The sequence below is a fragment of the Streptosporangium sandarakinum genome, assembly GCF_013409935.1.
GTDB lineage: Bacteria > Actinomycetota > Actinomycetes > Streptosporangiales > Streptosporangiaceae > Streptosporangium > Streptosporangium nondiastaticum.
The window spans coordinates 1,233,390-1,259,424 of record NZ_JACCCO010000001.1; the positions used below are offsets into that span (position 1 = coordinate 1,233,390).

General features: G+C 72.5%; 27 protein-coding genes. 10 read left to right on the forward strand and 17 right to left on the reverse strand.

Annotation, left to right across the window (positions count from 1 at the left end; translation table 11 throughout):
- Positions 1–2: 2 nt before the first annotated feature.
- On the reverse strand, positions 3–1,763 hold the full coding sequence (locus tag HDA43_RS05335; protein WP_179818607.1) for a hypothetical protein: 1,761 nt from the start codon (positions 1,761–1,763) through the stop codon (positions 3–5).
- Between the two features lie 277 nt (positions 1,764–2,040).
- On the opposite strand from HDA43_RS05335, the gene HDA43_RS05340 reads away from it, so the two are divergent.
- From HDA43_RS05340 to HDA43_RS05350, 3 genes are all read left to right on the forward strand, one after another.
- Positions 2,041–2,880 (forward strand): helix-turn-helix domain-containing protein, encoded by an 840-nt coding sequence (locus HDA43_RS05340; protein WP_179818608.1) that lies wholly within the window; start codon positions 2,041–2,043, stop codon positions 2,878–2,880.
- Positions 2,865–3,089, forward strand: coding sequence for a DUF397 domain-containing protein (locus tag HDA43_RS05345; RefSeq protein ID WP_179818609.1), 225 nt, complete (start codon positions 2,865–2,867; stop codon positions 3,087–3,089). Before HDA43_RS05340 ends, HDA43_RS05345 begins: the two co-directional genes overlap by 16 nt.
- 219 nt (positions 3,090–3,308) lie before the next feature.
- Positions 3,309–3,665, forward strand: a complete 357-nt coding sequence (locus tag HDA43_RS05350; protein ID WP_179818610.1) for an MmcQ/YjbR family DNA-binding protein — start codon at positions 3,309–3,311, stop codon at positions 3,663–3,665.
- A gap of 22 nt (positions 3,666–3,687) precedes the next feature.
- Here the strand turns inward: HDA43_RS05350 and relB are convergent, their stop codons facing one another.
- The 9 genes from relB to HDA43_RS05395 form a co-directional block, all read right to left on the reverse strand.
- The gene (gene relB / locus HDA43_RS05355; protein ID WP_312873025.1) at positions 3,688–3,930 is read right to left on the reverse strand and encodes a type II toxin-antitoxin system RelB family anti-toxin; all 243 of its coding nucleotides are present in this window, start codon (positions 3,928–3,930) and stop codon (positions 3,688–3,690) included.
- Positions 3,931–4,031: 101 nt separating this feature from the next.
- A complete protein-coding gene (locus HDA43_RS05360; protein ID WP_179818612.1) occupies positions 4,032–4,262 on the reverse strand; it encodes a hypothetical protein in 231 nt (76 codons plus the stop codon).
- Between the two features lie 133 nt (positions 4,263–4,395).
- Complete coding sequence (locus tag HDA43_RS05365; RefSeq protein WP_179822805.1) at positions 4,396–4,986, reverse strand: TetR/AcrR family transcriptional regulator; 591 nt, start codon at positions 4,984–4,986, stop codon at positions 4,396–4,398.
- Entirely contained in the window at positions 4,986–6,386 is a 1,401-nt protein-coding gene (locus HDA43_RS34775) for a hypothetical protein (RefSeq protein ID WP_179818613.1), read from the reverse strand. The genes HDA43_RS05365 and HDA43_RS34775 overlap by 1 nt, the downstream gene beginning before the upstream one ends.
- A complete protein-coding gene (locus HDA43_RS05375; RefSeq protein ID WP_179818614.1) occupies positions 6,383–6,784 on the reverse strand; it encodes a hypothetical protein in 402 nt (133 codons plus the stop codon). Before HDA43_RS05375 ends, HDA43_RS34775 begins: the two co-directional genes overlap by 4 nt.
- 95 nt (positions 6,785–6,879) lie before the next feature.
- A complete protein-coding gene (locus HDA43_RS05380; protein WP_179818615.1) occupies positions 6,880–8,985 on the reverse strand; it encodes a right-handed parallel beta-helix repeat-containing protein in 2,106 nt (701 codons plus the stop codon).
- A gap of 330 nt (positions 8,986–9,315) precedes the next feature.
- Positions 9,316–9,936 (reverse strand): TetR/AcrR family transcriptional regulator, encoded by a 621-nt coding sequence (locus HDA43_RS05385; RefSeq protein ID WP_179818616.1) that lies wholly within the window; start codon positions 9,934–9,936, stop codon positions 9,316–9,318.
- A gap of 7 nt (positions 9,937–9,943) precedes the next feature.
- Positions 9,944–11,527, reverse strand: a complete 1,584-nt coding sequence (locus tag HDA43_RS05390) for an MFS transporter (RefSeq protein WP_179818617.1) — start codon at positions 11,525–11,527, stop codon at positions 9,944–9,946.
- 241 nt (positions 11,528–11,768) lie between these two features.
- Positions 11,769–12,971 (reverse strand): MFS transporter, encoded by a 1,203-nt coding sequence (locus tag HDA43_RS05395; RefSeq protein WP_179818618.1) that lies wholly within the window; start codon positions 12,969–12,971, stop codon positions 11,769–11,771.
- 163 nt (positions 12,972–13,134) lie between these two features.
- Here HDA43_RS05395 and panB point away from each other — a divergent pair, with 163 nt between their 5' ends.
- Positions 13,135–13,980 (forward strand): 3-methyl-2-oxobutanoate hydroxymethyltransferase, encoded by an 846-nt coding sequence (gene panB, locus HDA43_RS05400; protein WP_179818619.1) that lies wholly within the window; start codon positions 13,135–13,137, stop codon positions 13,978–13,980.
- Positions 13,981–14,029: 49 nt separating this feature from the next.
- Here panB and HDA43_RS05405 read toward each other — a convergent pair whose 3' ends face one another.
- Positions 14,030–14,941, reverse strand: a complete 912-nt coding sequence (locus HDA43_RS05405) for a threonine/serine dehydratase (RefSeq protein ID WP_179818620.1) — start codon at positions 14,939–14,941, stop codon at positions 14,030–14,032.
- 37 nt (positions 14,942–14,978) lie between these two features.
- Positions 14,979–16,151 (reverse strand): trans-sulfuration enzyme family protein, encoded by a 1,173-nt coding sequence (locus HDA43_RS05410; protein ID WP_179818621.1) that lies wholly within the window; start codon positions 16,149–16,151, stop codon positions 14,979–14,981.
- A gap of 257 nt (positions 16,152–16,408) precedes the next feature.
- Here HDA43_RS05410 and HDA43_RS05415 point away from each other — a divergent pair, with 257 nt between their 5' ends.
- Genes HDA43_RS05415 through HDA43_RS05430 form a run of 4 tightly spaced genes read left to right on the forward strand, consistent with a single transcriptional unit; the run spans position 16,409 to position 19,953 of the window.
- Positions 16,409–17,335 carry an ABC transporter ATP-binding protein gene (locus tag HDA43_RS05415; RefSeq protein ID WP_179818622.1) on the forward strand — a complete coding sequence of 309 codons (927 nt, stop codon included), beginning with the start codon at positions 16,409–16,411 and terminating at the stop codon, positions 17,333–17,335.
- A complete protein-coding gene (locus HDA43_RS05420; RefSeq protein WP_179818623.1) occupies positions 17,332–18,108 on the forward strand; it encodes an ABC transporter permease in 777 nt (258 codons plus the stop codon). The genes HDA43_RS05415 and HDA43_RS05420 overlap by 4 nt, the downstream gene beginning before the upstream one ends.
- A gap of 10 nt (positions 18,109–18,118) precedes the next feature.
- Entirely contained in the window at positions 18,119–19,351 is a 1,233-nt protein-coding gene (locus HDA43_RS05425) for a sensor histidine kinase (RefSeq protein ID WP_179818624.1), read from the forward strand.
- Complete coding sequence (locus HDA43_RS05430; protein ID WP_179818625.1) at positions 19,348–19,953, forward strand: response regulator transcription factor; 606 nt, start codon at positions 19,348–19,350, stop codon at positions 19,951–19,953. The genes HDA43_RS05425 and HDA43_RS05430 overlap by 4 nt, the downstream gene beginning before the upstream one ends.
- A 103-nt stretch (positions 19,954–20,056) precedes the next feature.
- On the opposite strand, the gene npdG is transcribed toward HDA43_RS05430, so the two are convergent.
- Entirely contained in the window at positions 20,057–20,722 is a 666-nt protein-coding gene (gene npdG, locus HDA43_RS05435; RefSeq protein WP_179818626.1) for an NADPH-dependent F420 reductase, read from the reverse strand.
- Between the two features lie 129 nt (positions 20,723–20,851).
- Between npdG and HDA43_RS05440 the strand changes: the two genes are divergently transcribed.
- The gene (locus HDA43_RS05440; RefSeq protein WP_179818627.1) at positions 20,852–21,430 is read left to right on the forward strand and encodes a hypothetical protein; all 579 of its coding nucleotides are present in this window, start codon (positions 20,852–20,854) and stop codon (positions 21,428–21,430) included.
- Positions 21,431–21,573: 143 nt separating this feature from the next.
- On the opposite strand, the gene HDA43_RS05445 is transcribed toward HDA43_RS05440, so the two are convergent.
- Positions 21,574–21,753, reverse strand: a complete 180-nt coding sequence (locus HDA43_RS05445; protein ID WP_179818628.1) for a hypothetical protein — start codon at positions 21,751–21,753, stop codon at positions 21,574–21,576.
- Between the two features lie 44 nt (positions 21,754–21,797).
- On the opposite strand from HDA43_RS05445, the gene map reads away from it, so the two are divergent.
- The gene (map, locus tag HDA43_RS05450; protein WP_179818629.1) at positions 21,798–22,646 is read left to right on the forward strand and encodes a type I methionyl aminopeptidase; all 849 of its coding nucleotides are present in this window, start codon (positions 21,798–21,800) and stop codon (positions 22,644–22,646) included.
- Between the two features lie 30 nt (positions 22,647–22,676).
- Here map and HDA43_RS05455 read toward each other — a convergent pair whose 3' ends face one another.
- The 3 genes from HDA43_RS05455 to HDA43_RS05465 form a co-directional block, all read right to left on the reverse strand.
- Positions 22,677–23,087 (reverse strand): sensor histidine kinase, encoded by a 411-nt coding sequence (locus HDA43_RS05455; RefSeq protein WP_179818630.1) that lies wholly within the window; start codon positions 23,085–23,087, stop codon positions 22,677–22,679.
- A gap of 176 nt (positions 23,088–23,263) precedes the next feature.
- Positions 23,264–25,324 carry a bifunctional copper resistance protein CopD/cytochrome c oxidase assembly protein gene (locus tag HDA43_RS05460; protein WP_312873026.1) on the reverse strand — a complete coding sequence of 687 codons (2,061 nt, stop codon included), beginning with the start codon at positions 25,322–25,324 and terminating at the stop codon, positions 23,264–23,266.
- Complete coding sequence (locus tag HDA43_RS05465; protein ID WP_179818631.1) at positions 25,321–25,947, reverse strand: copper resistance CopC family protein; 627 nt, start codon at positions 25,945–25,947, stop codon at positions 25,321–25,323. Before HDA43_RS05465 ends, HDA43_RS05460 begins: the two co-directional genes overlap by 4 nt.
- Positions 25,948–26,035: the final 88 nt, after the last annotated feature.

A 26,035-nucleotide genomic window follows, 5' to 3' on the forward strand; every position in this document is an offset into this window, starting at 1 on the left:
GTCTAACCTCCACGTGCCGCGAGCGCGGATTTCAAAACCGGGGTCAACTGTCCGGCGAAGATCGTCCTCAGCTCACGCAGATCGGAATCCCCGAGAGGTTGGTGGCCGTGGCTTTGCCGAGAGACGTTGAAAGCCGCGACCTGCACGTCGATGAAGGAATCGACCAGCTCCGATGCGTCCCCGGCGCCATCTCCGTCAAGAAAGCCCTCGATCGCATCCTTCAGGGAATTCTTTTCACCTATGTCGATCGCCTTTCCAAGGGAAGTCTCGCCTATCACGCCATCGACGACCTTCCCACCGGCTCCTGCGAGGAAAACGTCGAGCGGCAGGGTGAGAAGCTCCACGACGGCCTTGTCGGACTTCTCCTGCGAGAGATCCGCCTCGTGCAGACCGCTGAAGAGCACCGATGCCAGGGCACCGGCTGACACCACCTTGCCGTAGAAGCGATTGCGCTGCTTTTTCCGGGCCGCCTCGGTCACGGCATCCCCGAAGGGGTGTTCAGCACCAAGATCGATCTTGCGTAGGAAATCCCCGTACCCGGCTTTCAACGAGGGAAGCGCTGCAGAACTCTGCAGAAGACCGCCGAAGAAGCCGACGATCACCTTGGAGTCGACGATTCTCCATGCTTTCTCTTCGGTGACGCCACCCATGTCCTGTGCTCGGTTCCAAACATTGATTATTTCGGGGAAGTACTGGGAGACGTGCTTGGCGAGGACCTGGCCGACCGGGGACGGTTCCGTCAGCGCCGGCCAGAAGTTCTTCCGACTGTAGAGGTCGATGATGGCGAGCCAGGCGTCACGGCGGAGGGCCGCGTCCCCCGCCCCGGGTGCCAGCGCCCCGTCCAGGGTCTTGGCCAGCAGTTTCTCGAAGTCCGTGCCGGGCAGGCCGTTCACCACCTCGGGGCGCAGGAGCAGCGTGGCGTTGTCACCGGTGGTGAGGAACCCCTGCGCCGCCGCGACGTCCTGGCCCAGGGCCTTGACGAGCCAGTAGGTGTTCCAGTCCTTCCCGCTGTCGCGGTTCCCGCTGTACTGGAGCACTTTCGCCCCGGCCCGCAGGACGAACTCGCGTGACTGCCGGGCCAGGCCGAGGAGCGCGGCCATGTCGCCGATCGGGAACCTGTCCGTCACATGGTCGCGCAGACCCTTGGGCAGGGCGCCCGCCGCGTCGGCGGAGGCGAACGCCTCGGCCAGCGGTTCGAGATCCTTCCCCGCCTCCTTCAGGTTCTCCGGGCTGTAGCCCCGGGGGTCGTTCTGGTTGTGCGCGCCCACGGCGGTGAAGACGGCGGCGAAGGTGTCGGTGCCGAGCGCCGTCAGCAGCCCCGCCGAGTAGGCCGCGTCGGAGGTCTTCCCCCGCCCCTCCCGGAGCATCGCCTGGACCTTCTCCCAGTTGTCGACGCCGGGGTCCTTCAGGTAGTCCCGCCACGCCGCCAGGGTCCTCTTCCCGGCGAGCGTCCCCGCCGCGCGGGCCGACGAGGCGTCACCGAACGCGAACTCCGCCGTCCTGAGGCCGCCCGCCGACGCAGCCGTCCCTTCGATCCGCTCGATCGTCTGGGTCCGCCAGGTCAGATCGCGCTGCGCCTCGTCGAGGAAACGCATGACGCCGTCCAGCGTCTCCGCACCGGGACCGGCGGGCCAGTCGGAGCCGGCTTCCGCGATGGAGGCGGCCAATGGCCCCCGCAACGCCTTGGCACGCTGTACGGCATCGCCCATGGAGCCGATCAGGCGCCGCGCACCGGCCGGATCAATGCCGACAAACTCCGCCATTTCTCCCCGTCCCCTCAAGGTGGAGGTGCCGGATTCACAATGCCTCAACATATTAACCCGGATTTTTCACAACGGGAGTTGTTGAACGGCGAGGACTGGCGGACGCACAAGGAATATGCAGGAGGCGGAGCGGCGGACCGCGAGCGGGAAGAACTTTTCGCCATATTCCGGAGGCGGGCTTCCTATTGCGACAACGGCCTATTACTTTTCGTAGTCGATCGACCACGACGCCCGTCCGCCCTCCCGAGCGGGTTCCACGCACGAAAAGGAGTCCGCGATGCCCCCGAAACGTGAGCCCGAAGGCGACCCCAGCCCGCTCACCTTCTTCGCCTCCGAGCTCCGCCGCTTCCGCGAGCAGGCCGGGTGGACGCAGGGACAGCTCGGCATGCACATCAGCTACTCGATCGGTCTGATCAGCATGGTCGAGACGGCCAAGCGCACCCCGACGCTGGACTTCGCCGAGAGGTGCGACCGGATCCTCGGCACCGGCGGCGTGCTCTCCCGGATGTGGCCGATGCTGGCCTACGGGGCGCTTCCGACGCGGTTCCGCCCCTGGGTGGACATCGAACGACAGGCCCACACCCTGCGGGGCTGGCATCCGTTGCTGGTTCCCGGTCTCCTGCAGACCCCCGACTACGCCCGCACGGTCCTGCAGGCCGACCCCGGGGTGACCGACGAGCGGGTCCAGGAGCTGCTCACCGCCCGCCTGGAGCGCCAGAAGATCCTGGACGACGGCGAACCGCCCCTGCTCTGGACAGTGCTCGACGAAGGCGTGCTGCACCGCGTCGTCGGCGGGCCGGACGTCATGCGCGACCAGCTCGCAGCCCTGGTCGCCGCGGCTGAGCGCAAGCACGTCTCCATCCAGGTCGTGCCGGAGGGCGCGGGCGCGACCGGAGGCGCGATCGCCGGTCTGGAAGGAGGTTTCTTCATTGCGGGCGTCGAAGGAAGCCTGGATAGTGTTTTCGTGGAGTCCGCCGCCGTGGGACATGTAACGGACCACCCGCGTGACGTGGCGGTGATCTGCAAGAGATACGAGGCAATCCGCTCGGCGGCCCTGCCCGCGCAGGCCAGCGCCGCCCTGATCGCGAAGGTGATGACGAAGTGGCAGCAGACCTGACCGGCGCCGCCTGGCGCAAGTCCTCCCTCAGCGGCTCCAGCGGCGGTGAATGCGTCGAAGTGGCCGTCGTGAACGCTCCCGAGTCCGGCACCGGCCCTCTCCACGTCATCCGTGACTCCAAGGACCCCGGCGGCCCCAAGCTCTTCCTCAGCCGAGCCGGATGGAACGCCTTCGTCGGCGGTGTCAAGCGCGGCGAGTTCGACCTCTGAGCCCCGGCCACCCCTCAACGCCCCGCGCCACCCGTCTCCCCGGCCCGGCCCGCCGGGGAGATGCGGCCCTTCTGGGATGAAGCGCCGAGGCGGCGCGCTCCCCTCCGGACACGAAGGACCGAAAGCGGCGCGAACATGAAGTGCCGGAAGCGGCGCGCTCTCCCAAGATGGAGGACCGGAAGCGGCGCACGCCCTCCTCCGGTGAAGTACCGTCCGATCATGGGTGACGATCCGCTGGAGTCCCTGCGCCGGCTCTGCCTGGCGCTGCCCGAGACCACCGAACGGCTCAGCCATGGTGAACCGACCTGGTTCATCGGCGGCAAGAAGACGTTCGTGATGTACGCCGACCACCACCACGGCGATCGGCTGGCCTTCTGGTGCGCCGCCCCTCCCGGCGTGCAGGAGGCCCTGGTCACGCAGGACCCCGGGCGCTTCTTCCGCCCGCCTTACGTCGGCCACCGGGGCTGGCTCGGCGTCTACCTCGACGTCCCGCAGGACTGGGCGGAGATCGCCGAGATCGTCACCGACGCCTACCGGACCGTCGCCCCCAAGCGCCTGGCCGCCCTCCTGGACTGAGAAGGCCGTACGGCGAAGCGGCTCAGGCGGCAGGCGCCCGTGGTGTCAGCCGGACTTCGATCTCCGTACCAAGGGCGTGTGCCAGGCGCTCGATGACCGGCGGCGTCGGGACGGTGCCGCCCACTTCGAACCGCGCCACCGCCGGCTGGGTCATGCCGGCCTCCCGTGCCAGATCACTCTGGCTCCATCCCCGCTTCTCGCGCATCGCCCGCACGGTCCTGCCGAGGTGGTAGGCGAGTCTCGTGGTCTCATACGCCTCAGCCACGCCCGGCTCGGCCATGCGGCGATCCCTGAGTTCCGGTCAACCGGTCCGATCGCTCATACTGGCCTCTCCTCGTCGTCGCTGAGAAGGCTCAACCGGACCAGTCACCGGTTGCCCCGATGGTTGGGCGCGTCAGAAAGACGGTCCTGCCAGTCCTCGGCGTATTCGCGGAGTGCGTCGATCATTTCGTCGATCGCCGTATCGAAGTCAGGACCGTCCGTCGCTATGGGGGTTCCAGGGATGAAAACGGACCAGACGCCATTCTCAGCCGCCGCCTCGGCATGGGACAGGATTCTCCTCAGCGGGTAATCCTGGCAATCCCTCATCAGCTCCACGTCGACGACGATAGCCCTGATCGTGTTCCGAGGAAGGTGTGTCGCTCAACCCCTACCCGGCCGCTTCCGGAAGGTCTTCAGGCGGACGTGTGTCCGGCACGAGCATCGTGGCGTGCTGTTCGCCGATCACGGGTCAGTGAGGTAGGGCGCGTTCCAGGTAGGCGCGGAGGAGGTGCTTGGTCTCGGTGATGTATGAGGGGTCACCGCCGGGAGACTCACGGAAGGCGAACTTGAGGAGCGCGTCGGCGGCCTCGACGGCGACGCGGAGCGAACGGTTCAGGTCGCCCGCGCCGAGACCGTCCGCCGTCCCCGGGGGGAGCCGGTCGGCGAGGTGGGTGGCGAGGGATTCGGACACCGCGCGGTTCTCGCCGAAGTCGATGACCGCGAAGCCCGGGACCGTACGCTTCATCTCGACGTACTCGTCCACCACCAGGTCCACCATGTCCGGCCAGTCCGCCGCCCCCGTGAGCCGCCGCTCGATCCTGGCCAGGAAGCGCTCCAGGTTGCGCCTGGCCAGGGCGTCGGCCAGGCCGCGCTTGTCGCGGAAGAAACGGTAGATCGAGCCGATCGGCACCTCGGCGCGGGCCGCCACCGCCCGGGTGCTCAACGCGTCGTAGCCGCCCTCGTCGAGCAGGGCCGCCGCCGCGTCGAGCATCTGGTTCACCCGCTCCACGCTGCGCTGCTGGACCGGGCTTCTGCGTACGGAGGATCCCACGGCGTCCATCATGCCGCGAACAGCAGGATGAGCCCTCCGATGGTGTAGCAGACCATCAGGACCAGCAGCGGGATCTGCCCGGCGACCGCCCTCTCCGGCGGGAAGAGCCGTACGGAGCGATCGTGGGCGGCGACCACGCCGAGCACGTGTCCGGCCACGATGGCCAGCACCTGGACGGAGGCGATCGCGCCGGGGCCCACCACGTCCGGGTCCACGGTCCGGTCCAGGCCGAGCGAGAGGACGACCGCCCGCTGCCCCTCGATGACGAGGAGCGAGAAGTAGTGGGCGATCAGGTAGCCGACCGCGACGGGGACCAGCGAGTGGGCGAACATCCGGGCCATGCCGTACCCGCCGGTCGCCCCGGTTCCCCCGGCCGCCCCGTCTTCTCCCGCCGTATCGTCTCCTCCGGCCGCTCTGTCCTCACCGGTCACGCCGGACGTCTCGCCCACCGTGCCTCCCGCTCTCCCGGACGGCACGGGCACGGCGGCCCCGGTCCTGACCCGTCCGGCCCGGCCGATGAGCCCCGCGGCGGCGGTGCAGGCCCGGTAGAGGGCCGCCACGAGGCCGATCGCGGCGAGCAGGCCGAGCGTCCCGGTGACCGTACGGCCCAGCGGCCCGGTCTGCAGGAGTTCCACCCACCACGGGGAGTCGGAGAACCCGTCGTATCCGGTCGTGCCGAGCAGCACGCACACGACGGCGACCAGCCCCGGGGCCGGACGCAGGGCGTCGAGCCCGTCGAGGGGGTTGCGCAGGACCAGCCTGCCGTCGTCCCTGCGGCCGAGGGGCGAGAGGCGGCCGATCAGGGCGGAGTAGACCTCGAAGGCGTCGGCCCGGTCGAACCACCGCGTCCCGTACCGGAGGGCCGCGGCCAGGTGGGCGGCGCCGTACAGGGTGAGGAAGACGGCCAGCGTGGTCGTCGAGGCGGGGGCGGGCGAGGCCAGTTCCATCCAGGCGAAGGCGGTCAGGCCGAGCGCGGCGGGCCGGTAGCCGAACGGCGCGGGCCCCTTGTCCCGGCCGCCGAGCAGCAGGTGGATCGTGCGCAGCGGGTTGAGGAGCCGCCATACCGGCCCGAACAGCAGCGATGCCGGGATCAGTCCCGTCCAGAGGATCACGTAGACCAGGTGGGCCGCCGGGTTCCGGCCTGGATCGTCGGGTCCAAGGAGCATCCAGGCCGCGGTGAAGACGGCCCCGGCCAGCCCGATGACCCGCAGCGTCCACCGGATCCGCGCTCCCTCGGGGAGCCGTACCGGCCGACCGGCCGCCCCGCCGCGGAACCGCGAGTCGGCCCAGAGCAGGGCGAGCCCGAGGAACGACACGAACAGCGCCGCGAACGCCCCGGCGAAGGCGTAGAACAGCGGGATCGGCAGGTCGTGCCGGCTTCCCAGCCCGTGGGCGAGGAGGCGCGTCATCGGACGACGAGCTGGGTCAGGACGAGGCCGGACTCGTGGGTCTCGACCTCGAACAGCCCGGTACGGTCGGCGACGACGTCGAGGGTGACGGGCCTGCCGGGCTCCAGGCGGCGGGTGAGGTCGAAGCCGTGGACGTGGATCTCGTCGGCGACGTCGGAGGTGACGACCAGGCGGACCGCCTGTCCCCTGGTGACCTCGACGCGGCCGGGCGGCGGGATCACCCGGCCGCCGGTGACCGTGATCTCGACCGTCGGCCCCTTGGGGGCCCCGTACGTGTCGTAGGGCGGGGGCGCGGTGGCCACGCTGTGGTCGGTGCCGGGGTTGTGGTGGCCGGTGGAGACGTTGCAGGCGGCCAGCAGCAGGCAGGCCCCCAGGACCGCCACGGCCCGCCGCACCACCGGCCGCCCTCCCCGGTGGCTTGCCGGTCGCGCCACCGAGAGGCCGGGGGCCGGCTCGGGACGGGTCCGCGCCCCCTCGGCGGACGGTGACCGCCTCACGCGGGCACCTCCTCGACGGGGGCCGCCGCCGTACGGCTCGGCCTGCGGGCGAGCAGGACGACCGCCCAGAGGACCCAGACCCCGCAGAGCAGGCCGCGGATCCAGCCGGGGCCGACCGGCAGGAGCGGGATCATCACGACCGCCTTGTCGAACGCGTCGGCCAGGGCGAGAACGCCGAGCACGACCGTGAACCAGCCGAACCCCCGGCCTCTCCGCGGCTCTTCGGCTCCGGTTCCCACTCCGGCGCCGGTCCCGTCGACGGCCTCGGCTCCGGCCTCCCCGGCCCCGGTCCCGGTGCGTGACCGGCCGCCGGGCCGCAGCCACAGCAGGCCCGCGCCGATCCACCACGCCCCCATCAGCACCAAGGCGGCGGCGGGCAGCGGGGTGTGGCCGTAGGCCGCGCCGAGGACGTCCAGGGTCAGGCCCGCGAGCCCGGCGACCGTGACGGCCAGACCGGCCCGGGAGCGGAGCGCGCGACGCCGGAGCAGGACCGCGACCAGGCCGAGCGCGAGGGACCCGGCGAGGGCGAGTTGCACCTCGACCCTGGCCACGCCCGCCGCGCCGTACCATTCGCAGCCGGCCGGGAGGCGCCGCTCGCGGATGCTGTAGTCGTTGCACAGGTAGCCCTTGGCGAGTTTGACCGGTTCGCCGAGGATCCGGGACGGTCCGGCCGAGCCGCAGGCGGGCAGCGCCCACGGGGTGGAGGGGCCGGCGTCGTCCTGCCAGCAGTTGCCGGTCCCCTGCCCGTCCCAGGAGACGCCGGCGCCGTTGGGGCGGCTCACGCCTTCGGGCGTCACGCCGAGGTGGTTGCCCTCGTAGAGGTTGTGGTGGGAGGTGTCGAACTGCTTGCCCAGGGCCCCTTCCCCACGGATGAAGGCGGGCACCGCGAGCAGGTCGAAGGCGGCGGACTCGTGGCCCCAGATCCAATTGTCGCGGAAGACGTTCCAGTTGCCGCCCGCGGTGATGATCCCGGTGCCCCGGGGCATGCCGATCTGGGGGCAGACGACGCCCCGCTCGTAGCCGCGTTCGGCCGTGGGCTTGGCGCAGGTGCCGTCGGCGACGTACCGGTAGTAGTCCCGGTTGTTGTCGTGGATCCGGTTGCGCTCGAAGCGGGCGTGGTTCTGCGGCAGGCCCGGGTGCCCGGCGAACGCGCTGTCCATCGAGGCGCCGCCCATGTTGTCGAAGAACTCGTTGTCGTGGACGTACACCGAGTCGCCCGCCGTGCCGGAGTAGCCGACCATGTTGCCGTGGCTCTTGCAGCGCCGGATCTCGATGGAGTAGCGCGGCACGTCGTGGCCCCGGCCGTCGTTGATGTTCGAGGCGCTGCCCGGGTAGAGCCCGGAGTCGCCGTTGCCGTGCGACTCGCAGTCGGTGTAGAGGCCGTGGTCGCTGGCGAAGGTCAGGAAGCCGTACTCGTCGTTCCAGCGGGTGAGCATCGTGTCGATGACGAACCCGTCGGCGGCCAGGATGTAGATCGAGTTGAACGTGGTCCGCTGGGCGGTGAAGTTGCGGAAGTAGATCCCGTTGGCCGTGTCGGCGCGGATCGCGTTCAGCTTCCGGTACTGCGCGTCGATGATCACATCCGTCGGCTTCGCGCCGGTGCCCTCGATCTGCAGGTCCTTGATCCCGAGGATGGCGACCAGGTTCTGGTTGTGCGGGCACTGCCGCTGCTGCTCGTAGGAGAGGATCTGGTAGCCCCAGGCCGACCAGCGGGCGGGCAGGCGGGCGCAGTCGCCGGTGGGCTCCGGCAGGCTGGGCTCCTCCAGGTAGACGCCGGGCAGGATCGCGATGTTCATCCCGGGCCGGTCGACCTTGTCCACCGCCTCCTGCAGATGGCGGTACCCCTGCTCCTGGCAGCGGTCGAACAGCTCCAGGTTTCGCCGCCTGAGGTCGGGCGGGAAGTCCGCGATCCGCCTGCCGAAGTCGGCGCGGTCGCTCTTGCAGACCAGCAGGTCGGGTTCCCCGGTACGGTGCACCGGGACGCTGCCCGTGCCGTCGGGGAGCTTCACGGGGCGTTCCTCGTGGGCGAGGGCCGCGGAGGCGGGCAGCAGCAGGGCGAGGGTCAGCGCGACGACGGTCGCGGCCCCGCGTAACGGGCGCATGGCCGCGAGAGTAGAACAATGTTCATCTTTTGCCCAGGCCTGTTTTCGGGCATCGAGCATCGGATCCTGTGGCTTCCGGGTCCGATGCCGTGGGGCCCCGGGCACTGTTCCGCGGGTCCCGGGTCCGTTTCCGCAGGTCCCTGACCTTCATGGGTCCTCGCCGCGACCGGGGCGGCCCCGCGCCGAGCCGGCCCCCGTCCGGGGCCGGTCCTCAGACGGGGCCGGTCCTCAGACGGGGCCGGTCCTCAGGCGGGGCCGGTCTCCAGACGAAACCTGTCCTCAGACGGGACCGATCCTCAGACGGGACCGATCCTCAGGCGGGACCGATCCTCAGGCGGTGGGCGCCAGGCCGGCCAGGAGCTGGTCGACGATCCGCTCGGCGATGCCGGCCGGCGACTCCGCGGTCCCGTCGGATCCCGCGTCGCGCATGTACCACGTGACGGTGCCGATCAGCGCCGCCATCACGACGGGCAGGTCGAGGTCGGCCCGGAGCTCGCCGGTGGCGACGCCCCTCCGCAGCACGGCGGCCAGCACCTCCCGGCGCGGCTCGATCAGGGCCTGGCGGACCCGCTCGACGAGACGCGGGTGCCGCTCGGCGTCGTTCATCACGATGCTCATCACGCATCGTCGGCGCGCGTCACACGAGTCGCGCACGACGACCTCGAAGTAGGCGACGAGATCCTCGCGGACCGACTCGCCCCGCAGCTCCGGCAGCGGCGACTTGAGCCGGGCCAGGGCGTCGACGCACAGGTCCTCCTTGTTGGCCCAGCGCCGGTAGATGGTGGTCTTGCCCACCCCGGCCCGGGCGGCGATCGCCTCGATCGACAGCTCGGCGATGTTCATGCCCTCGCCGAGCAGGTCGAGGGTGGCGTCGATGATCGCCTGTTCCGCCCGGGCGCTGCGGGGGCGGCCCGCCGGGCGGGCCGCTCGCGTCTCGTCAGTCGTGCTCATCGCACGTCTACACTACTGCCGGTTCCCTGTCGCGGTCCCTCTCCCCGATTGCGGAGCCGGAGGCGGGAGCGACGGCCGCGCCGCCGTCGCCGGACGGCAGCCACTTGAGCGCCACCAGCGCTCCGATCAGCGCGATCGCCGCCGAGACCAGCGCGGTGACGTGCATGCCGTCCAGGAAGGCCGCCTTGGCGGGCTCCACCAGGGCCGCGCCGCGCGCGCCGAGGCTCTGGGCCACGCCTATCGTGTCCGTCAGCGACTCTCCCGCGGCGTGCCTGAGCCTCTCGGGCAGCCCGCCCAGCGCGGGGGCGATCTCGTCGCGGTAGGTCGCCGACAGCACCGAGCCGAGCAGGGCCACGCCGAGCGCGCCCGCGACCTGCCGGACGGTGTTGCTCATGGCGGAACCGACACCGGCCTTCTCCCTGGGCAGGGCCTCCATGATGGCGGTGGTCGCCGGCGGCATGATGTTGGCCATGGCCGCGCCCTGGACGAAGAAGACGATCTCGATGACCACGAGCGGCGTGCTCCGGTCCATCAGCGCGTAGGAGGCCAGCGCGCCGGCCACGACGAGCATGCTCAGGGTGGCGGTCGGCTTGCCGCCGAAGCGGCGGACCATCCGCTGGCTGAGCGGGGCGAAGATGAGCTGGGCCGCGGCGAACGGGATCATCAGCGCCCCGGCCTGCAGCGGAGTGTGGCCGAGGACGACCTGGAGGTAGAAGACCAGGAAGAACATCGCGCCCATCATCGCGAAGAACACGATGCCGATCAGGCCGACCGCGGTGGCGAAGCGGGCGTCGCGGAAGTAGGTGACGTCGAAGGCCGGGTGGTCGACGCGGCGCTCGTACCAGACGAACAGGCCCAGTACGGCCACGCCGAGGAGCGTCGGGACGAGCACCTCCGCGCTGGCGACGGTGGCCAGCTCACCGCCCCGGATGATGCCGTAGGTGAGGGCGACCAGGCCGATGATGGACAGCAGCACGCCGGCCGGGTCGAGCCTGGACGGCCTGGGGTCGCGCGACTCGGGCACGACCAGGGTGATGAGCACCATGGCGACCAGGACGATCGGCAGGTTGACCAGGAAGACCGAGCCCCACCAGAAGTGCTCGATCAGCAGGCCGCCGGTGATCGGGCCGATCGCCACGGCGAGGCCGACGCCCCCGGCCCACACGCCGATCGCCTTGCCGCGCTCCTGCGGCGGGAAGACGTTGGAGATGATGGCGAGGGTCGCCGGCATGATCGCGGCGCCGCCGACCCCCATGAACGCCCGCGCCACGATGAGCTGGCCCGGGTCCTGGGAGTAGGCGCTGGCCAGCGAGGCGAGGCCGAAGAGCGCCATGCCGACCAGCAGCATGCGCCTGCGGCCGGTGCGGTCGCCGATGACCCCGAAGGTGAACAGCAGGCCCGCGAAGACGAGCGTGTAGGAGTTGATCGCCCATTCCATCTGGCTCTGGGTCGCGCCGAGCCCCTCCTGGGGGTCGGCGATCGTCTTGAGGGCGACGTTGAGGATCGTGTTGTCGAGGACGACGGCCAGGAGGCTGAAGACCAGCACTCCCAGTACCTGCCATCGTCTCGGGTGGCCGAGCTGCGGTTCCATGGGTCCCCGTTTTCGATACGATTAAGTTTCGCAACGTGACCGTATCGCTCATGGTTCCGATACGCAACTGTTTCGTTTCGTATTTACCGGATGTCAATCCGCCGGAAACATCCCGGGGCGGGGCCGGGCCGCCGTGGGCGGGCCGCCGGGAGGACCCGCCGGCCCGGCCGGCCCCGGGTCCCCACCCGAATCGCCGCTCCGGATTCACCGTCCCGGATTCACCGCCCCGGGACGGAGCGCCTCACACGGCGGCGGCCACCGGCCGCTCCTCCGGGATCTCGTCCGGCATCCGCCGCCAGAAGGGCAGCGCGATCAGCACCATCCCCGTCGCCACCAGCCCGGCGGCGGCGAAGGCCCAGCCCGGCCCGCCGTGGTCGATGATCGCCCCGGCGATCGGGGACGAGGCGGCGCCGCCGATCAGCAGCGCCGTGCCGTGCAGGCCCATCGCCTCTCCCCGCGCCGCGGCCGGGACCCGGCGGCTGAGGCTCTCGACCGTGGACGACAGCCCCGGCGCGCACAGCAGGCCGGCCGGCAGCAGCGCCAGCAGCAGCCACCGCCAGTCGCCGCTCACCAGCCCCACCGGCACGGTGAGCAGGCCCATCCCGCCGATCAGGACCAGCGGCGAGGCGCCCCGGGGCAGCGTGCCGTACACGAAGCCGCCGACCAGCGAGTACAGGCACCACACCCCGATGGCCACGCCGCTCCACGCGGTGTCGCCGGCGTCCTTCACCGCCGCCACCAGGGCCAGCTCGGAGGCGGTCAGCACGAACGTCGCCGCCGCGGCGGTGCCGAGCAGCGCGACGACGCCGGAGGTCAGCCATCGGCGGCGCGGCACCCGCTCCGCCGGGGCCGAGAGCTCCTCGGCCGAACGGATCGGCGGGTTCAGCAGGATCAGGGCCGCGCCGGAGCCGGTCAGGCCGATCGCGACGGCGCACATCGTCCACGCGCTGCCCAGCTGCGTGACGCCGAGGACGCCGAGGGCGGGCCCGGTCATGTAGGAGAGCTCGACCATGATCGAGTCGAGGGAGAAACCGATCCGGCGCTGGTGGGGCGGGACCAGGGCCGTCAGGCACTGCCGGATCACGCTGAACACCGGCAGGGCCAGCAGTCCGGCCACCACAGAGGCGACGACCAGCACCGGGTACGGCAGCACCCACGCCGTGGACCAGAAGGCGAGCTGGGCGAAGGTGGTCACGAACAGCACCGGGCGCAGGCCGTACCGGTCGACGAACCGCCCGGCCAGCGGCGACCCGACGGCCATCCCCACCGTCGTGGCCGCGCCGGCCCCGCCTGCCTCCAGCCATCCCAGGCCGAGGGTGTTGTTGATGTGCAACGTCAGCGTGATGCCCGTCGCCGTGGACGGGATGCGGGCGATCATGCCCACCAGCAGCAGCGTTCGCACACCGGGAAGCGCGAGCAGACGACGGTAAGGTTCGATGGCCATTTTTATTGCTTACCTCCGGGTGCATTCTGTCCTATGCCCCCGACAAGATCGCCACTGGATTACCTGGCGGTGCGGGGGTGTTGCACCTTCCGGAGCGCGTGCAATCATCGAAGACGTCCGGGGACGCCACTGGGGCGCCTCGAGACTTCACAGGGAGGCTCCCATGTCCTCTTCCGTCACGAGCCGGCCGACCGCTCTCTACGGCGGCCAGGCGGGACGAAGGGTCACCGTCCGCGACGTGGCCGCCGCCAAGGAGCGCGGCGAGAGGTGGCCGATGGTCACCGCGTACGACGCGATGACCGCGAAGGTGTTCGACGAGGCCGGAATCCCGGTACTGCTCGTCGGCGACTCGGCCGCCATGGTCGTGTACGGCTACGACTCCACGCTGCCGGTCACCGTCGACGACCTGCTGCCGCTGACCGCGGCCGTGGTGCGCGGGTCGTCGCGGGCCATGGTGGTGGCCGACCTGCCGTTCGGCTCCTACCAGGCGTCCCCCCAGCAGGCCCTGGAGACGGCCGCCCGCTTCATGAAGGAGGGCGGGGCGCACGCGGTCAAGCTGGAGGGCGGCCGCCGGGTGCTGCCGCAGGTCGAGGCGCTGGTCTCGGCGGGCATCCCGGTCATGGCGCACCTCGGCCTGACCCCCCAGTCGGTCAACACCTTCGGCGGCTACCGCGTCCAGGGCCGTGGCCAGGCCGGCGACGAGCTGATGTCCGACGCCAAGGACCTGGAGTACGCCGGGGCCTTCGCCGTGGTCCTGGAGTGCGTCCCGGCCGAGCTCGCCGAGCGGGTCACCCGGTCGCTGTCCATCCCCACCATCGGCATCGGCGCCGGGCCCTCCACCGACGCGCAGGTGCTCGTCTGGCAGGACCTGATGGGCCTGACCCCCCACCCCGCCAAGTTCGTCAAGAAGTACTTCGACCTCGCCGGGGAGATGGACCGGGCGGTCCGCGCCTTCGCCGACGAGGTGGTCGGCGGGGCCTTCCCGGCCGCCGAGCACAGCTACCACTGACGCGCCGCCGCGCCGCCGTACCGGCCCGCGATCCGGTACGGCGGCGCGGTCAGACCAGGGTCGAGGGGTCGGTGTTGCCGCCGCAGACGACCACGGCCACCCGCTCCCCGGGGGCCGGGACGTACGCCCCGCACCGCAGGGCCGCGTAGGCGGCGGCTCCGCCGTACTCGGCGGCCACCCGGAAGGACCGCCACAGCTCCAGCCGGGCGGCGGCGATGTCCTCGTCGCCGACCAGGACGCCGCGTACCCCCGCCGCGCGGGCGAGGCCGTAGCCGATGGCCCCGATCCGGCTGGCGCCCAAGGAGTCGGCCGCGATCCCGCCGACCTCGACCCGGACCGGCCCGCCCGCCGCCAGGGCGCGGTCGAGGGTGGGGATGCGCTCGGGTTCGACGGCCACCACCCGCGCCCGGCCGTCCAGCGCGGCGACGATCCCGCCGAGCAGCCCGCCGCCGCCGACCGCGACGAGCACCGTGTCGACGCCCCCGGTCTGCTCCAGCAGCTCCAGCCCGGCCGTGCCCTGCCCGGCCACCACCTCGGCCTGGTCGTAGGCGTGGACCTCAAGGGCGCCGGTCTCGGCGGCCCGCTTGAGCGACGCCTCGTACGCCTCGGCGTAGACGGCGCCGGTCTGCGTGACCTCCGCGCCCAGCGCGCGCAGCCCGGCGACCTTCACCGGGCTGGAGACCGTGGGCACGAAGATCTCCGCCCGGACGCCCAGTTCCCGCGCGGCGTGCGCCACCGCCAGCCCGTGGTTGCCGCCGCTCGCCGCGATCAGCCCGGCCGCGGGCAGGTCGCCCGCGGCCAGCGCCCGGTTGAAACCGCCCCGCACCTTGAACGACCCGGTGTGCTGGGTCAGCTCCAGCTTCAGGAACAGCTCCGGCGACACCTCCAGCACCGGGGTACGGCGGATCCGCCCGGCCAGGCGCGCGGCGGCCCGCGTCACGTCGTCGATCGACACGCTCATCGGTGATCCCTCCCCGCCGTTCCCGGCCGGCGGGCCCTCACGAGAGGGCCTGACCGAAGTCGGCCCAGAGGTCCTCGATGTGCTCGATGCCGACCGCGACCCGGACCGTGCCCTCGCCGATCCCGTGCCGGGCGAGCTCCTCCGCCGTCAGCGAGCGGTGCGAGGTGGTCGCCGGGTGCAGGATGAGCGTCTCGACGCCGCCGAGCGACGGGGCGAGCAGCGCCAGCCGTACCGAGCTCATGAACCTCTCCCCCGCGGCGCGCCCGCCGGCCAGGTCGAAGGAGAAGACGCCGCCGAAGTCGGGCAGCAGCTTGACCGCCAGCTCGTGCGAGGGGTGGGAGGGCAGGCCCGGCCAGTGGACGGCCGTGACGGCCGGGTGGCCCGCCAGGCGGGTGGCCAGCTCGCGCGTGTTGGCGCAGTGCCGTTCCATGCGCAGCGGCAGGGTCTGCATGCCGCGCAGCGTGAGCCAGGCCGCGAACGGGTCGGCGGTGGCGCCCAGCTCGACCGCGAAGTGCCACACCTTCCGGTACAGCTCGTCGGAGGCGAAGACCGCGACGCCGCCGAGGACGTCGGTGTGCCCGCTCAGGTACTTGGTGGAGGAGTGCACCACGACGTCCGCGCCGTGCTCCAGCGGGCGGCACAGGATCGGCGAGGCGAAGGTGTTGTCCACGACCGAGACCAGCCCGGCCTCGCGCGCCACGGCGCACATCCCGGGCAGGTCGGCGACCTGGGTGACCGGGTTGGCGATGGTCTCCAGGTAGACGACCTTCGTCTCCGGCCGTACGGCCGCGCGCAGCGCCCCGGGGTCGTCCTCGGGCACGTAGGAGACCGTGATCCCGAACCTCGTGACCAGGTCGTTGATCATCCCGGCGGTGCCGCCGTAGAGGGCCCGCTGGGCGATCAGGTGGTCGCCCGGCTTGAGCAGGCCGAGCAGCACCGAGTTGATCGCCCCCATGCCCGAGGCGGTGGCCACGGCGCCGACACCGCCCTCCAGGCCGGCGACGGCCTCCTCCAGCGACCGGACGGTCGGGTTGGACAGCCGCCCGTAGACGAAGGGACCGTCCGGGCGGCCCATCCCGTCGGCGAAGACGGACGGGTCCTCGAAGACGAAGCCGGAGGTCTGGTAGATCGGCACCGCGATGGGCCGGCTGCCCTCAAGGGACGGCTGCGGGTGGTGGACGACACGCGTCTCGGGGTGAAGCTCGCTCATGCGACAAGGATGACCCGCGGGGAGGCCCGCTGTCAGATCCGGCGCGACGGGATCGGCCCGTCATTCGGCCGGATCGCGCCCCGATCCGGGAGGAAGGGATCCGGCCCGGGGAACCGGAGGAGACGGCAGGGTCAGAAGAGGCGGGAGAGGGTCTCACAGGGGCTCCGGGCCCGGTCTTACGCGCCTTCCATGCCTTCCGGGGGGATTTGTGAATTCCTCACTGTCGCCGGGCGCGTCCGCCCGCCAGCATCGGAGGCATGACAGCGATTCTGGTGGACGGCCTCCGTAAGCACTACGGGGACTTCGCCGCCGTCCGGGACGTCTCCTTCGACGTCTCGCAGGGCGAGGTCTTCGCGCTGCTCGGCCGTAACGGCGCCGGCAAGACCACGACCCTGGAGGTACTGGCGGGCTTCGCGGCCCCCGACGCCGGCACGGTGCGCGTGCTCGGCCTCGACCCCGTCAAAGACCGCACGGAGGTACGGCGGAGCTGCGGCATCATGCTCCAGGAGGCCGGGTTCTTCCCCGACCTGACCGTGGCGCAGACCGTGGACGCCTGGCGCGACTTCGTCGCCGCCCCCCGGCCGCGTGACGAGGCCCTGGAGATGGCCGGGCTGACCGCCAAGGCCGGCACGAAGGTGCGGCAGCTCTCCGGCGGGGAGAAGCGCCGCCTGGACCTGGCCCTGGCCATCCTCAGCCGGCCCGACGTGCTCTTCCTCGACGAGCCGACCACCGGCATGGACCCCGAGGCCCGCCGGAACACCTGGGACGTCATCCGCGACCTCGCCGGGCAGGGCACCACGGTCCTGCTCACCACGCACTACCTGGAGGAGGCCCAGCGGCTGGCCTCCCGTATGGCGATCATGGATCACGGGGAGGTCGTGGCGAGCGGCGGCATGGCCGAGACCCTCGCCGCCCAGACCGGCCGGGTCGCCTTCGAGCTCCCCGGCGCGGTCACGCCGGAGGAGCTGCCGCTCCCGCCGTCCTCGGTGGAGGGCCGGACCGCGGTGTACCGGGTCGCCGACCCCGACCTCGCCGCGCGGACCCTGCTGAACTGGGCCGGCGAGCGCGGCCTGCGCCTGCACGGCCTGGAGGTCCGCACGGCGTCCCTCGAAGACCTGTTCCTGGACCTCGCCGCGGACGCCGACGGGCACCCGGAGAACGAGCACGCGAAGGAGGTGGCGTGACCGTGGCGGCGCGCGATCTGGTGACGGTGGCCCGCTTCGACGCCCGCCTGTTCTGGCGGGACCGGACGGCGCTGAGCACGTCCGTGACTCTTTTCCTGCTCCTGGGCGTCGGGCTGCCGGTGATGGCGGACCGCCTCCAGCCGGGCCACCCGGAGGCCGTGGTGGCCCAGCACCTCGGGATCCTGTCGATGCTGCTGGTCCTCGCGACGTTCGGCCAGGTGGTGAACACCCTGACCACCCGCCGCGACCAGCTCCTCCTCAAGCGGCTGCGGGCCACGGGGATGGCCGACCGCGACATCCTCGGCGGCGGGGTCCTCAACCTCGTGCTGCAGAACACCCTGCTGGCGGCGGTGGTCTCGGTCGCGCTGTACGCGCTGACGAGCCTGCCGGTCCCGCGCGACCCGCTGCTGCTCCTGGTGGCCGTGGTCGCGGGCGCCGCCGTCCTGTGCCTGCTGGGGACGGCGTTCACCCCGCTCGTCCCCCGGCCTGAGGTCGGGGCCGTCATGACGATGCCGTTCTTCCTGCTCGCGGGCGTCGGCGCGGGCGGTTTCGGGCCGCTCACCGAGATGCTCCCCGGCTGGGTGAGCACGCTGCTCGGCCTGCTGCCCACCGACGCCGTCGCCGACATCGCCCGGATCGCGTACGCGGCGGACGGCACCTTCGGCGGCGACCTCGCGGCGGCGGCCGGGCCCGCGCTCAAACTCGCCGCCTGGGCGGCGATCGGGCTGTTCGCGGTATCCCGCTGGTTCCGCTGGGACCCCCGGAGGCAATAATCACCGTGACATGCGAATGACCCCCCAGCGCCTGGCCGTCGGCCTGGTCGTGCTGCTCTCCGCGGGCTTCACGATCTCCCCGGTGATCGTGATGGTCCGCTCCGGCGGGCTCGCCGCGGTCGCCGTGTTCTCGGTCGTGCTCCCCGCCTTCTTCGTCCCCCACTTCCGGCACGTCCGCGCCGCCCTGCGCGGCGCGGAGCCGGGCGGCGTGACCCTCGGGATCGTGGTGCAGACCATCGCCGCCTACGCCCCGATACCGCTCCTGCCGAACGGGACCGGGAACTGGTGGTGGGGCACTCCGAGCATCCTGCTCGGCTCGGTGCTGCTGCGCCTGCGACCGCCGCTCGCCCTGGGGTTCCTGGTCCCCATGACGGTGATCCACTTCGCCGCCGCGTGGAGCGCGGGGATGCCGGGTTCCAAGTTCCTGTACGCCTTCCAGGGCGTCACCACCCTCTTCATCACCGGCTTCGTCATCTACGGTGTGACCCGGCTGGTCGTGGTCAGCCGCGAGCTGGCGCAGGCGCGGACCGAGCTGGCCGAGGCCGCGGTGCTCCGGGAGCGGCTGCGCATCTCCCGCGACCTGCACGACGGCCTGGGCAGCAGCCTGACCGCCGTCGCGCTCAAGGGCGATCTCGCGCGCAGGCTGGTCAGGCGCGACCCCGCCGCGGCCGAGGCGGAGCTGGCCGAGCTGGTCGGCGTGGCCAGGGAGGCGGCCCAGGACGTGCGGCAGGTGGCGCGGGGCTACCGGGAGATGTCGCTGACCGGGGAGGTGCACCGGGCGGTGGCGCTGCTGGAGGCGTCCGGGGTGAGCTGCCGGACCGACCTGGCCGACGTCGAGGTCTCGCGCGAGGCCGACGAGGCGCTGGCCTGGGCGGTGCGCGAGGCGGTCACCAACGTGGTGCGGCACAGCCAGGCGACGACCTGCTCGATCAGCACCTCCGCGCACGGCGGCGCCGTACGGCTGGAGGTGGTCAACGACCGCGCCCGCGGGCGCGCGGCGGACGGCGGTGGGCTGACCGGCCTGCGGGAACGGGCGTCGGGCCTGGGCGGCTCGGTCGTGGCCGAACGCGCCGGCGACGGGTTCCGGCTCGTCATGGAGCTGCCGGCCGTACCGGGGACCCCGCGGAGGAGGGCGGACGGGAGCCGGTGGGTGCGGAGGGGCCCGGACGCGGCCGCCGGGGACGGGGACGCCGCCGCCGGGGATCCGGAGACGACGACGGGGGACGCGGCGGTGACGACGTGATCAGGGTCCTGCTCGCCGAGGACATGCACATGATCCGGGCCGCGCTCGGGGCGCTGCTGCGGCTGGAGCCCGACATCGAGGTGGTCGCCGAGGTGACCCGCGGCGACGAGATCGTCGACGCGGCCCTGAGGTTTCGGCCGGACGTGGCGGTGCTGGACATCGAACTGCCGGGGATCGACGGCATCACCGCCTCGGTGGAGCTGCGGGAGAAGGTGCCCGGCTGCCGGGTCCTGGTGCTCACCGCGATGGGACAGCCCGGCCAGGTCCACCGGGCCCTGGCCGAGGGCATCGAGGCGTTCCTGGTCAAGGACGCCCCCGGTGACCGGCTGGCGGACGCGGTCCGGCGCACCGCCCAGGGGTTGCGGGTGCTGGACCCCGAGCTGGTCGCCTCGGCGCTCGCGTACGGCGCGAGCCCGCTGACCCCTCGCGAGACCGCCGTGCTGAAGGAGGCCGCCCGGGGCGCCCCGGCCGAGGAGATCGCCGGGCGGCTGCACCTGTCGGCCGGGACGGTCCGCAACTACCTGACCAACGCCGTCTCCAAGACGGGCGCCCGCAACAAGGTCGACGCCATCCGGATCGCCGAGGACGCGGGCTGGATCTGACGGGCCGGGTCCGCGGGACCGCCGAGGACGCGGGCTGGATCTGACGGGCCGGGTCCGCGGGATCACCGGCTCCGCCGCCGAACCCGGCGCGGCGGGCCGGCCGTCAGACGTCGGTGACCCGGAAACCGGCGTGGGCCTTGTAGCGGCGGTTGATGGAGATGAGGTTGGCGGTCAGCCCCTCGACCTGGCGGGCGTTGCGCAGCCGCCCGCCGTACACGCCGCGGACGCCCGGGATGCGGCTCGCCAGCGCCTGGACCGTGTCGGTGGCCTCGCGGTCGTCGCCCAGCACGAGCACGTCCAGGTCGATCCGCTCCACCTCCGGGTCCAGCAGCAGGACGGCCGAGACGTGGTGGAAGGCGGCGACCACGCGGCTCTCCGGCAGGATCGAGGCGGCCTGCTGGGCGGCGCTGCCCTCCTCGACGTCCAGCGCGTAGGCGCCCTTCTTGTCGAAGCCGAGCGGGTTGACGCAGTCGATCACGATCTTGCCGGCCAGCTCGTCCCGCAGGGACTCCAGGGTGGGCCGGTGCCCCTCCCACGGGGTCGCCACGATCACCACGTCGGCCTCGGCCGCCACGGCCCGGTTGTCGGCGCCGCGGACCGGCCCGCCGACACTCTCGGCCGCCTCCCGCGCCCGGTCGGCGCTGCGCGAGCCGATCAGCACGGTGTGACCGGCCAGGGCGAACCGCCGGCCCAGTCCCTTGCCCTGGTCGCCGGTCCCGCCCAGGATGCCGATCGAGATGCCGCTCACGTCCGGGATATCAGTGCTCACTCATCGCTCCTCATGATCGTCGGCCGGCCGGACGCCCGGGGACGCCCGGCCCCGCCACATCCCCAGATCATGCCAGGCGCGTCCGGAGATCTCCTGGCGGGACCCCGGCGGCTGGTGCACGATGATCGGATGGACGCTCGGTCGGTCGCACTCCTCCGCGACATCCTCGGCTCGACCGGCTGGGTGGAGCGCACCCGCGCGCTCGGCCTGGCCCTGCGCACCACCCGGTCACCCGGCGGCCTGCTGGTGGTCGGCACCCCCGCCGAGGAGCCCTGGCACCTGGCCGCGCACCTCGGGGACGAGGCCCGGCTGGCGGGCCTGCCGCAGCTCGCCCCGACGCTGGTGCGCTGGAGCCCTCCCCCGGGCGCTCCCGCGCACCTGCGGATCGGGCTGGACCGGATCGAACGGGCCGGGCGGGGCGAGACCCTGTTCGTGGTGACCGAGGACCGGGCCCCCGAGGCGCTGCTGGAACGGGTCGGCGACGCCCGCCGTACCGGCGCGACGATCCTCGCCCTGGACGGCGGCGACCCCGACCTGGAGGGGCTGGCCCACGAGGCGCTGGCCGTCCCCGAGCGGGCGCCGCTGTCGTTCGACGGCGCCCAGCACCTGGTCAGCATGGCCGCGGGCGAGACCGGCCGGCGGCCGGGCCTGCGCGAACGGCTGGCCCGGCTGCTGGAGAGGGTCAGCGGCCCACAGATCGCCGAGTGACGGCGCGACGGCCGTCATCCGGCCGCTCCCGGTCCGGCCGCTCCCCCGCGCGATCATCCTCCGGGACACCGTCCGGAACGATGTCCGGGAGGATGTCCGGCGACCTCCTCGGCCGCCGGCCCCCGGCGCGGCCGGCCCGCCGTTCAGTCGTCGTCCCAGGCGCGGTCGGCCTCCCGCCACGCCTCGTTGCGCTCGGCCGCGGTCTTCATCGCGTCGGCCGCGGCCTCACGGGTCCCGTAGGGGCCCATCCGGTCCTTGTTGGGGCAGCCCTCGTCGGGCTCGACCGCCATGTGCTTCAGGCAGAACCACCACTGATCCCTCATGAGGGCAATCCTGCCCAGTGGGAAGCCAACTAGACTGGGGGACCATGACGACACTGCTCCAGCCCGGACGGATCTCACCCACCCGCAAGGTTCCCGCCGACATCGCGCGGCCGGAGTACGTCGGGAAGAAGGCCCCCAGGCTCGGCGAGTCCGACGTCAAGACCCCGGAGATCATCGAGCGGATGCGGGTGGCCGGAAAGCTCGCCGCCCAGGCCCTGGAGGAGGTCGGCCGGCACGTGGCGCCCGGCGTCACCACCGACGAGCTCGACCGGATCGGCCACGAGTTCCTCTGCGACCACGGCGCCTACCCCAGCACCCTCGGCTACCGCGGATACCCCAAGTCGCTGTGCACCTCGATCAACGAGGTGATCTGCCACGGCATCCCCGACGACACCGTGCTGCGCGACGGCGACATCGTCAACGTCGACATCACCGCCTTCATCGACGGCGTGCACGGCGACACCGACGCCACCTTCCTGGTCGGCGACGTCGACGAGGAGTCGCGCCTGCTGGTCGAGCGCACCCGCGAGGCGACCGCCCGCGCCATCAAGGCCGTCGCCCCCGGCCGCCAGCTCAACGTCGTGGGCCGGGTCATCGAGGCGTACGCCAAGCGGTTCGGCTACGGCGTGGTCCGCGACTTCACCGGGCACGGCATCGGCACCACGTTCCACTCCGGCCTGATCGTGCCGCACTACGACGACCCGTCGGTGGCGGTCACGCTGGTGCCGGGCATGACGTTCACGATCGAGCCGATGCTGACCCTCGGCACCATCGAGTACGACGTCTGGCCGGACGGCTGGACCGCCGTGACCAAGGACCGCAGGCGGACCGCCCAGTTCGAGCACACCATCCTGGTCACCGAGACGGGCCACGAGATCCTGACCCTGCCCTGACGCCCTGACGCCCCGCCGCTCCGGACCCGCCTACCGGCGGGGCAGCGTCCCGGTGACGGTGGTGCCCTCCCCCTTGACGCCGTGGACGCTCAGCGTGCCGCCGAGGGCCTCGAACCGGTCGCGCATGGCGTCCACCCCGCGTCCGGCGGCCTGCCCGGCGAAACCGGCGCCGTCGTCGCTCACCGTCATCCGCAGGCCGCCGCGGCCCAGGGTGACCGCGACGGAGACCACCCGGGCCCGGCTGTGCCGTTCGACGTTGGCCAGGGCCTCCTCCAGCACCGCCAGCACGGCCCCGGCCACCTCGGCTGACGCCTCCTCGCCGGGCAGCGCCCAGGTCTCGACGGCGATCCCGGTGCGACCGCTCCAGGCGTCCAGGCGCTCCCGGAGCTCCCCGGCGAGAGCCGGCCTCCACCCCTCGCGCGTGCGCGGTTCCTCGGACACTCCTCGACCTTCCCGGCGCGCGTGGCGCCCGCCGGCCCTCCGGCCGGCCACGTGGCTGATCCGTGAGCGGGCGCGCCGCGCCTCGTTGCGCGGCCGTCGCTGCGGATGCCCGAACCCCCTGAACTCAGGCTACCGGAGCCATCGCCGCGAAAGGGAGGAAGTGTCCGTCGTGCCGCCTACTCGGGCTCGGCGGTGCGGTCCCGCCGGTTGAGCCTGGCGAGGTAGTCGTTGTAGGCGTCCAGCTCGGCGTCGCCGGTGCCACCGGTGCGGGCCGCCACCGCGTCGGCCCGGCGGTCGTTGCGGCGGGCCTTGCGGTCGTCGTCGCGCCACCACTGGAAGCCCAGCGCGAGCAGCACGAGCAGCGTCGGGATCTCGCCGAAGCCCCAGGTGATGGCGCCGCCTGTCCGCTGGTCCGCCAGGGCGGAGGTGCCCCAGGCGCGGCCGAGCTGCTCGTACCACTCCGGGGCGAGGACGGTGCCCATGCTCATCAGCGCGATGCCGAAGAAGGCGTGGAAGGGCATCGTGACGAACAGCAGGAGCAGCTTGGCGAAGTGCGGCAGCCGGTGCGGCGCCGGGTCCACCCCGATGATCACCCAGAAGAACAGGGAGCCGCTGATCAGGAAGTGCAGCGTCATCGCGATGTGGCCGAGGTGCTCCTCCATCGCGGCCGGGAACAGCGGGGTGAAGTACAGGATGTAGAACGACGCGATGAAGATCGCCGTGGCGATCCCCGGGTGGGCCACGAAGCGGACGAACCGGCTGTGCAGGATCGTGGTCAGCCACTCGCGGGGGCCGCGGTCACCGCGCCGGGCGGCGGGCTTGAGCGCGCGCAGCGCCAGCGTGACGGGGGCGCCCAGCACCAGCAGGATCGGCACCAGCATGGACAGCGTCATGTGCTCGGCCATGTGGGCGCTGAACAGCACCTTGGCGTAGCGGGCCACGCCGCTCTGGGTGGAGAGCACCAGGATCAGCACGCCGATGGACCAGGAGACGGTGCGCCCCCAGGGCCAGGAGTCGCCGCGCCGCCGGAGCCGTACGACCCCGGCGAGGTAGAGGCCGCCGAGGACGGCCGCCACGGTGGCGAAGAACAGGTCGAACCACCACAGCGTGGCCAGGTTGGCCACCGAGATCTCCGGCGGCATCCTGAAGCCGAGCGCCTCGAAGGCGCGGTCCACCGGCAGGACCGCGGGGGGCGGCGCGGTACGGCCCAGCGCGACCGCCAGCCCGACCGTCGCGAACATGACGAGGAGCTCGACGGAGGCGAACCGGGCGAACCCGCCGCGCCCGCCGCCGGCGAGCCCGGGGAGGGTGCGCTTCCTGTGCCACCACCCGAAGACGCCGAGCAGCGCGAACGCCACCGTCTTGGCGACCAGCAGCAGGCCGTAGGCGGAGGTGAAGAGCTCCGAGATCGAGGTGAGCCGCGCGATGACGCTGAACAGGCCGGACAGGCCCACCGCGACGTAGCACCACAGCGCCATCGCCGAGAACCGGGCCGCGGCGACCTCCAGCTGCGGCTGTCCCCGCAGCGCGTGCACGCACAGTGCGGCGAGCCCGCCCACCCACAGGGCGAGGGCCAGCAGGTGGAGCGCCACACCGCTGGTGGCCAGGTCGTGGTTGGGAGAGGAGGCGGAGTGGCCGGTCAGCGCGGGCGGCAGCATCGTCACCAGGGCCAGGGCCAGCAGCCCCGCCGCGGTGCCGGCGGTGATCGCCCCCCGGGCGAACAGCGCGATCGCCACCCCGAACAGCACGACCAGGGTCAGGGCGATGCCCTGGGACACCTGGCTGGCGAAGCTGGTGAGCTCGTCGCCGCCGAGCACGTCGGCGACGGGCAGGCCCAGCACCTCGGACAGGGTGAACACCATCGTCGCGGCCGCCGCTCCGGCCCACACGAGCGCCGACCACGACGCGGCCCTGACGTAGCCGAGGGCCGGCTTGCCGAGCAGGCCCTTGTCGACCGGGAAGAAGAAGGCCGCGGCCAGCAGCGTGCCCACGGTGACCACGCCCGCGGCGTCCATCGTGAGCTTGGCCACCGGCAGGCCCCACCGGGTCACCGCGCCCTCGTCGGGCAGGCCGGGGATGATGCGCGGGGTCGCCGCGCCGCCGGCGAACATGGCGATCACCAGCGCGACGAGGGCCGCTCCGGCGACGGCGAGCCCCAGCCACACCGCCCGGGTGGTCCACCCCCGCTCGTCCGGCGCGTCCGGTACGGCCCGCGCGGCCTCCTCCCGGGTGCTCACGACTGCTTCCGGCCCTTTCCTCGCAGGCTGAAGAACATGCCGATGCCGATTCCGGCCAGGCCGCCGACGACCAGCCACAGCCAGCCGGGCATCCCGCCCGAGGAGGCCGGCTCACCGGCCGCCGCCGGGGCTTCCGCCGCACCCGTGGCACCGGCGGTCTCCCCGGAGGCTCCCGGGCCGGAGACGGCCGGGGGCGTGGAGGCGGCCGGGGACGGCGACGCCTCCGCCTCGGCGGTCGCCGTGGCGGAGGGCGAGGGCGATCCCTTCAGCGTGAAGGGGATCTCCCCCTCGATCGGGTGACCGTCGGAGGAGACGACCCGGTAGGCGATGACGTAGCGGCCCGGCGGGAGGTCCGCCTTGACCTTCTGCGTCACCACCGGGCCGTCGACCACCGGCTTGCCGTCCTGGTGGGCGGCGTCGTCCGGGCCCCGGACGACCACGGCCGGGAAGCGCACCGAGGAGGTGAACGTCAGCTTCACCTCGTCGAGGCTCTCGACCTTGGCGTCCTTGGCGGGCGAGCTGCTCTTGAGGGCGTCGTGGGCGAGGGCCGGCGAGGCGAACGCCGTACCGAGTACGAGAGCGGCGAGGAGCGCGAGCACAGCCGCGACTGGGGAAGTCTTCATGGCGATTCCCAGGCTACCGACGCCACCAAGCGGTCCCGAAGTCCCCGCCCCGGTCCCACGGCGCGCCGTGGGACGCCGTAGGACCGGG

Excerpts from the sequence above, each read along its gene's own strand:
- HDA43_RS05335 (WP_179818607.1), bottom strand. The coding sequence starts at position 1,763 with ATGGCGGAGTTTGTCGGCATTGATCCGGCCGGTGCGCGGCGCCTGATC.
- HDA43_RS05340 (WP_179818608.1), top strand. The coding sequence starts at position 2,041 with ATGCCCCCGAAACGTGAGCCCGAAGGCGACCCCAGCCCGCTCACCTTC.
- HDA43_RS05350 (WP_179818610.1), top strand. The coding sequence starts at position 3,309 with ATGGGTGACGATCCGCTGGAGTCCCTGCGCCGGCTCTGCCTGGCGCTG.
- HDA43_RS05365 (WP_179822805.1), bottom strand. The coding sequence starts at position 4,986 with ATGGACGCCGTGGGATCCTCCGTACGCAGAAGCCCGGTCCAGCAGCGC.
- HDA43_RS34775 (WP_179818613.1), bottom strand. The coding sequence starts at position 6,386 with ATGACGCGCCTCCTCGCCCACGGGCTGGGAAGCCGGCACGACCTGCCG.
- HDA43_RS05380 (WP_179818615.1), bottom strand. The coding sequence starts at position 8,985 with ATGCGCCCGTTACGCGGGGCCGCGACCGTCGTCGCGCTGACCCTCGCC.
- HDA43_RS05385 (WP_179818616.1), bottom strand. The coding sequence starts at position 9,936 with ATGAGCACGACTGACGAGACGCGAGCGGCCCGCCCGGCGGGCCGCCCC.
- HDA43_RS05390 (WP_179818617.1), bottom strand. The coding sequence starts at position 11,527 with ATGGAACCGCAGCTCGGCCACCCGAGACGATGGCAGGTACTGGGAGTG.
- HDA43_RS05395 (WP_179818618.1), bottom strand. The coding sequence starts at position 12,971 with ATGGCCATCGAACCTTACCGTCGTCTGCTCGCGCTTCCCGGTGTGCGA.
- panB (WP_179818619.1), top strand. The coding sequence starts at position 13,135 with ATGTCCTCTTCCGTCACGAGCCGGCCGACCGCTCTCTACGGCGGCCAG.
- HDA43_RS05405 (WP_179818620.1), bottom strand. The coding sequence starts at position 14,941 with ATGAGCGTGTCGATCGACGACGTGACGCGGGCCGCCGCGCGCCTGGCC.
- HDA43_RS05410 (WP_179818621.1), bottom strand. The coding sequence starts at position 16,151 with ATGAGCGAGCTTCACCCCGAGACGCGTGTCGTCCACCACCCGCAGCCG.
- HDA43_RS05415 (WP_179818622.1), top strand. The coding sequence starts at position 16,409 with ATGACAGCGATTCTGGTGGACGGCCTCCGTAAGCACTACGGGGACTTC.
- HDA43_RS05425 (WP_179818624.1), top strand. The coding sequence starts at position 18,119 with ATGCGAATGACCCCCCAGCGCCTGGCCGTCGGCCTGGTCGTGCTGCTC.
- HDA43_RS05440 (WP_179818627.1), top strand. The coding sequence starts at position 20,852 with ATGGACGCTCGGTCGGTCGCACTCCTCCGCGACATCCTCGGCTCGACC.
- HDA43_RS05445 (WP_179818628.1), bottom strand. The coding sequence starts at position 21,753 with ATGAGGGATCAGTGGTGGTTCTGCCTGAAGCACATGGCGGTCGAGCCC.
- map (WP_179818629.1), top strand. The coding sequence starts at position 21,798 with ATGACGACACTGCTCCAGCCCGGACGGATCTCACCCACCCGCAAGGTT.
- HDA43_RS05465 (WP_179818631.1), bottom strand. The coding sequence starts at position 25,947 with ATGAAGACTTCCCCAGTCGCGGCTGTGCTCGCGCTCCTCGCCGCTCTC.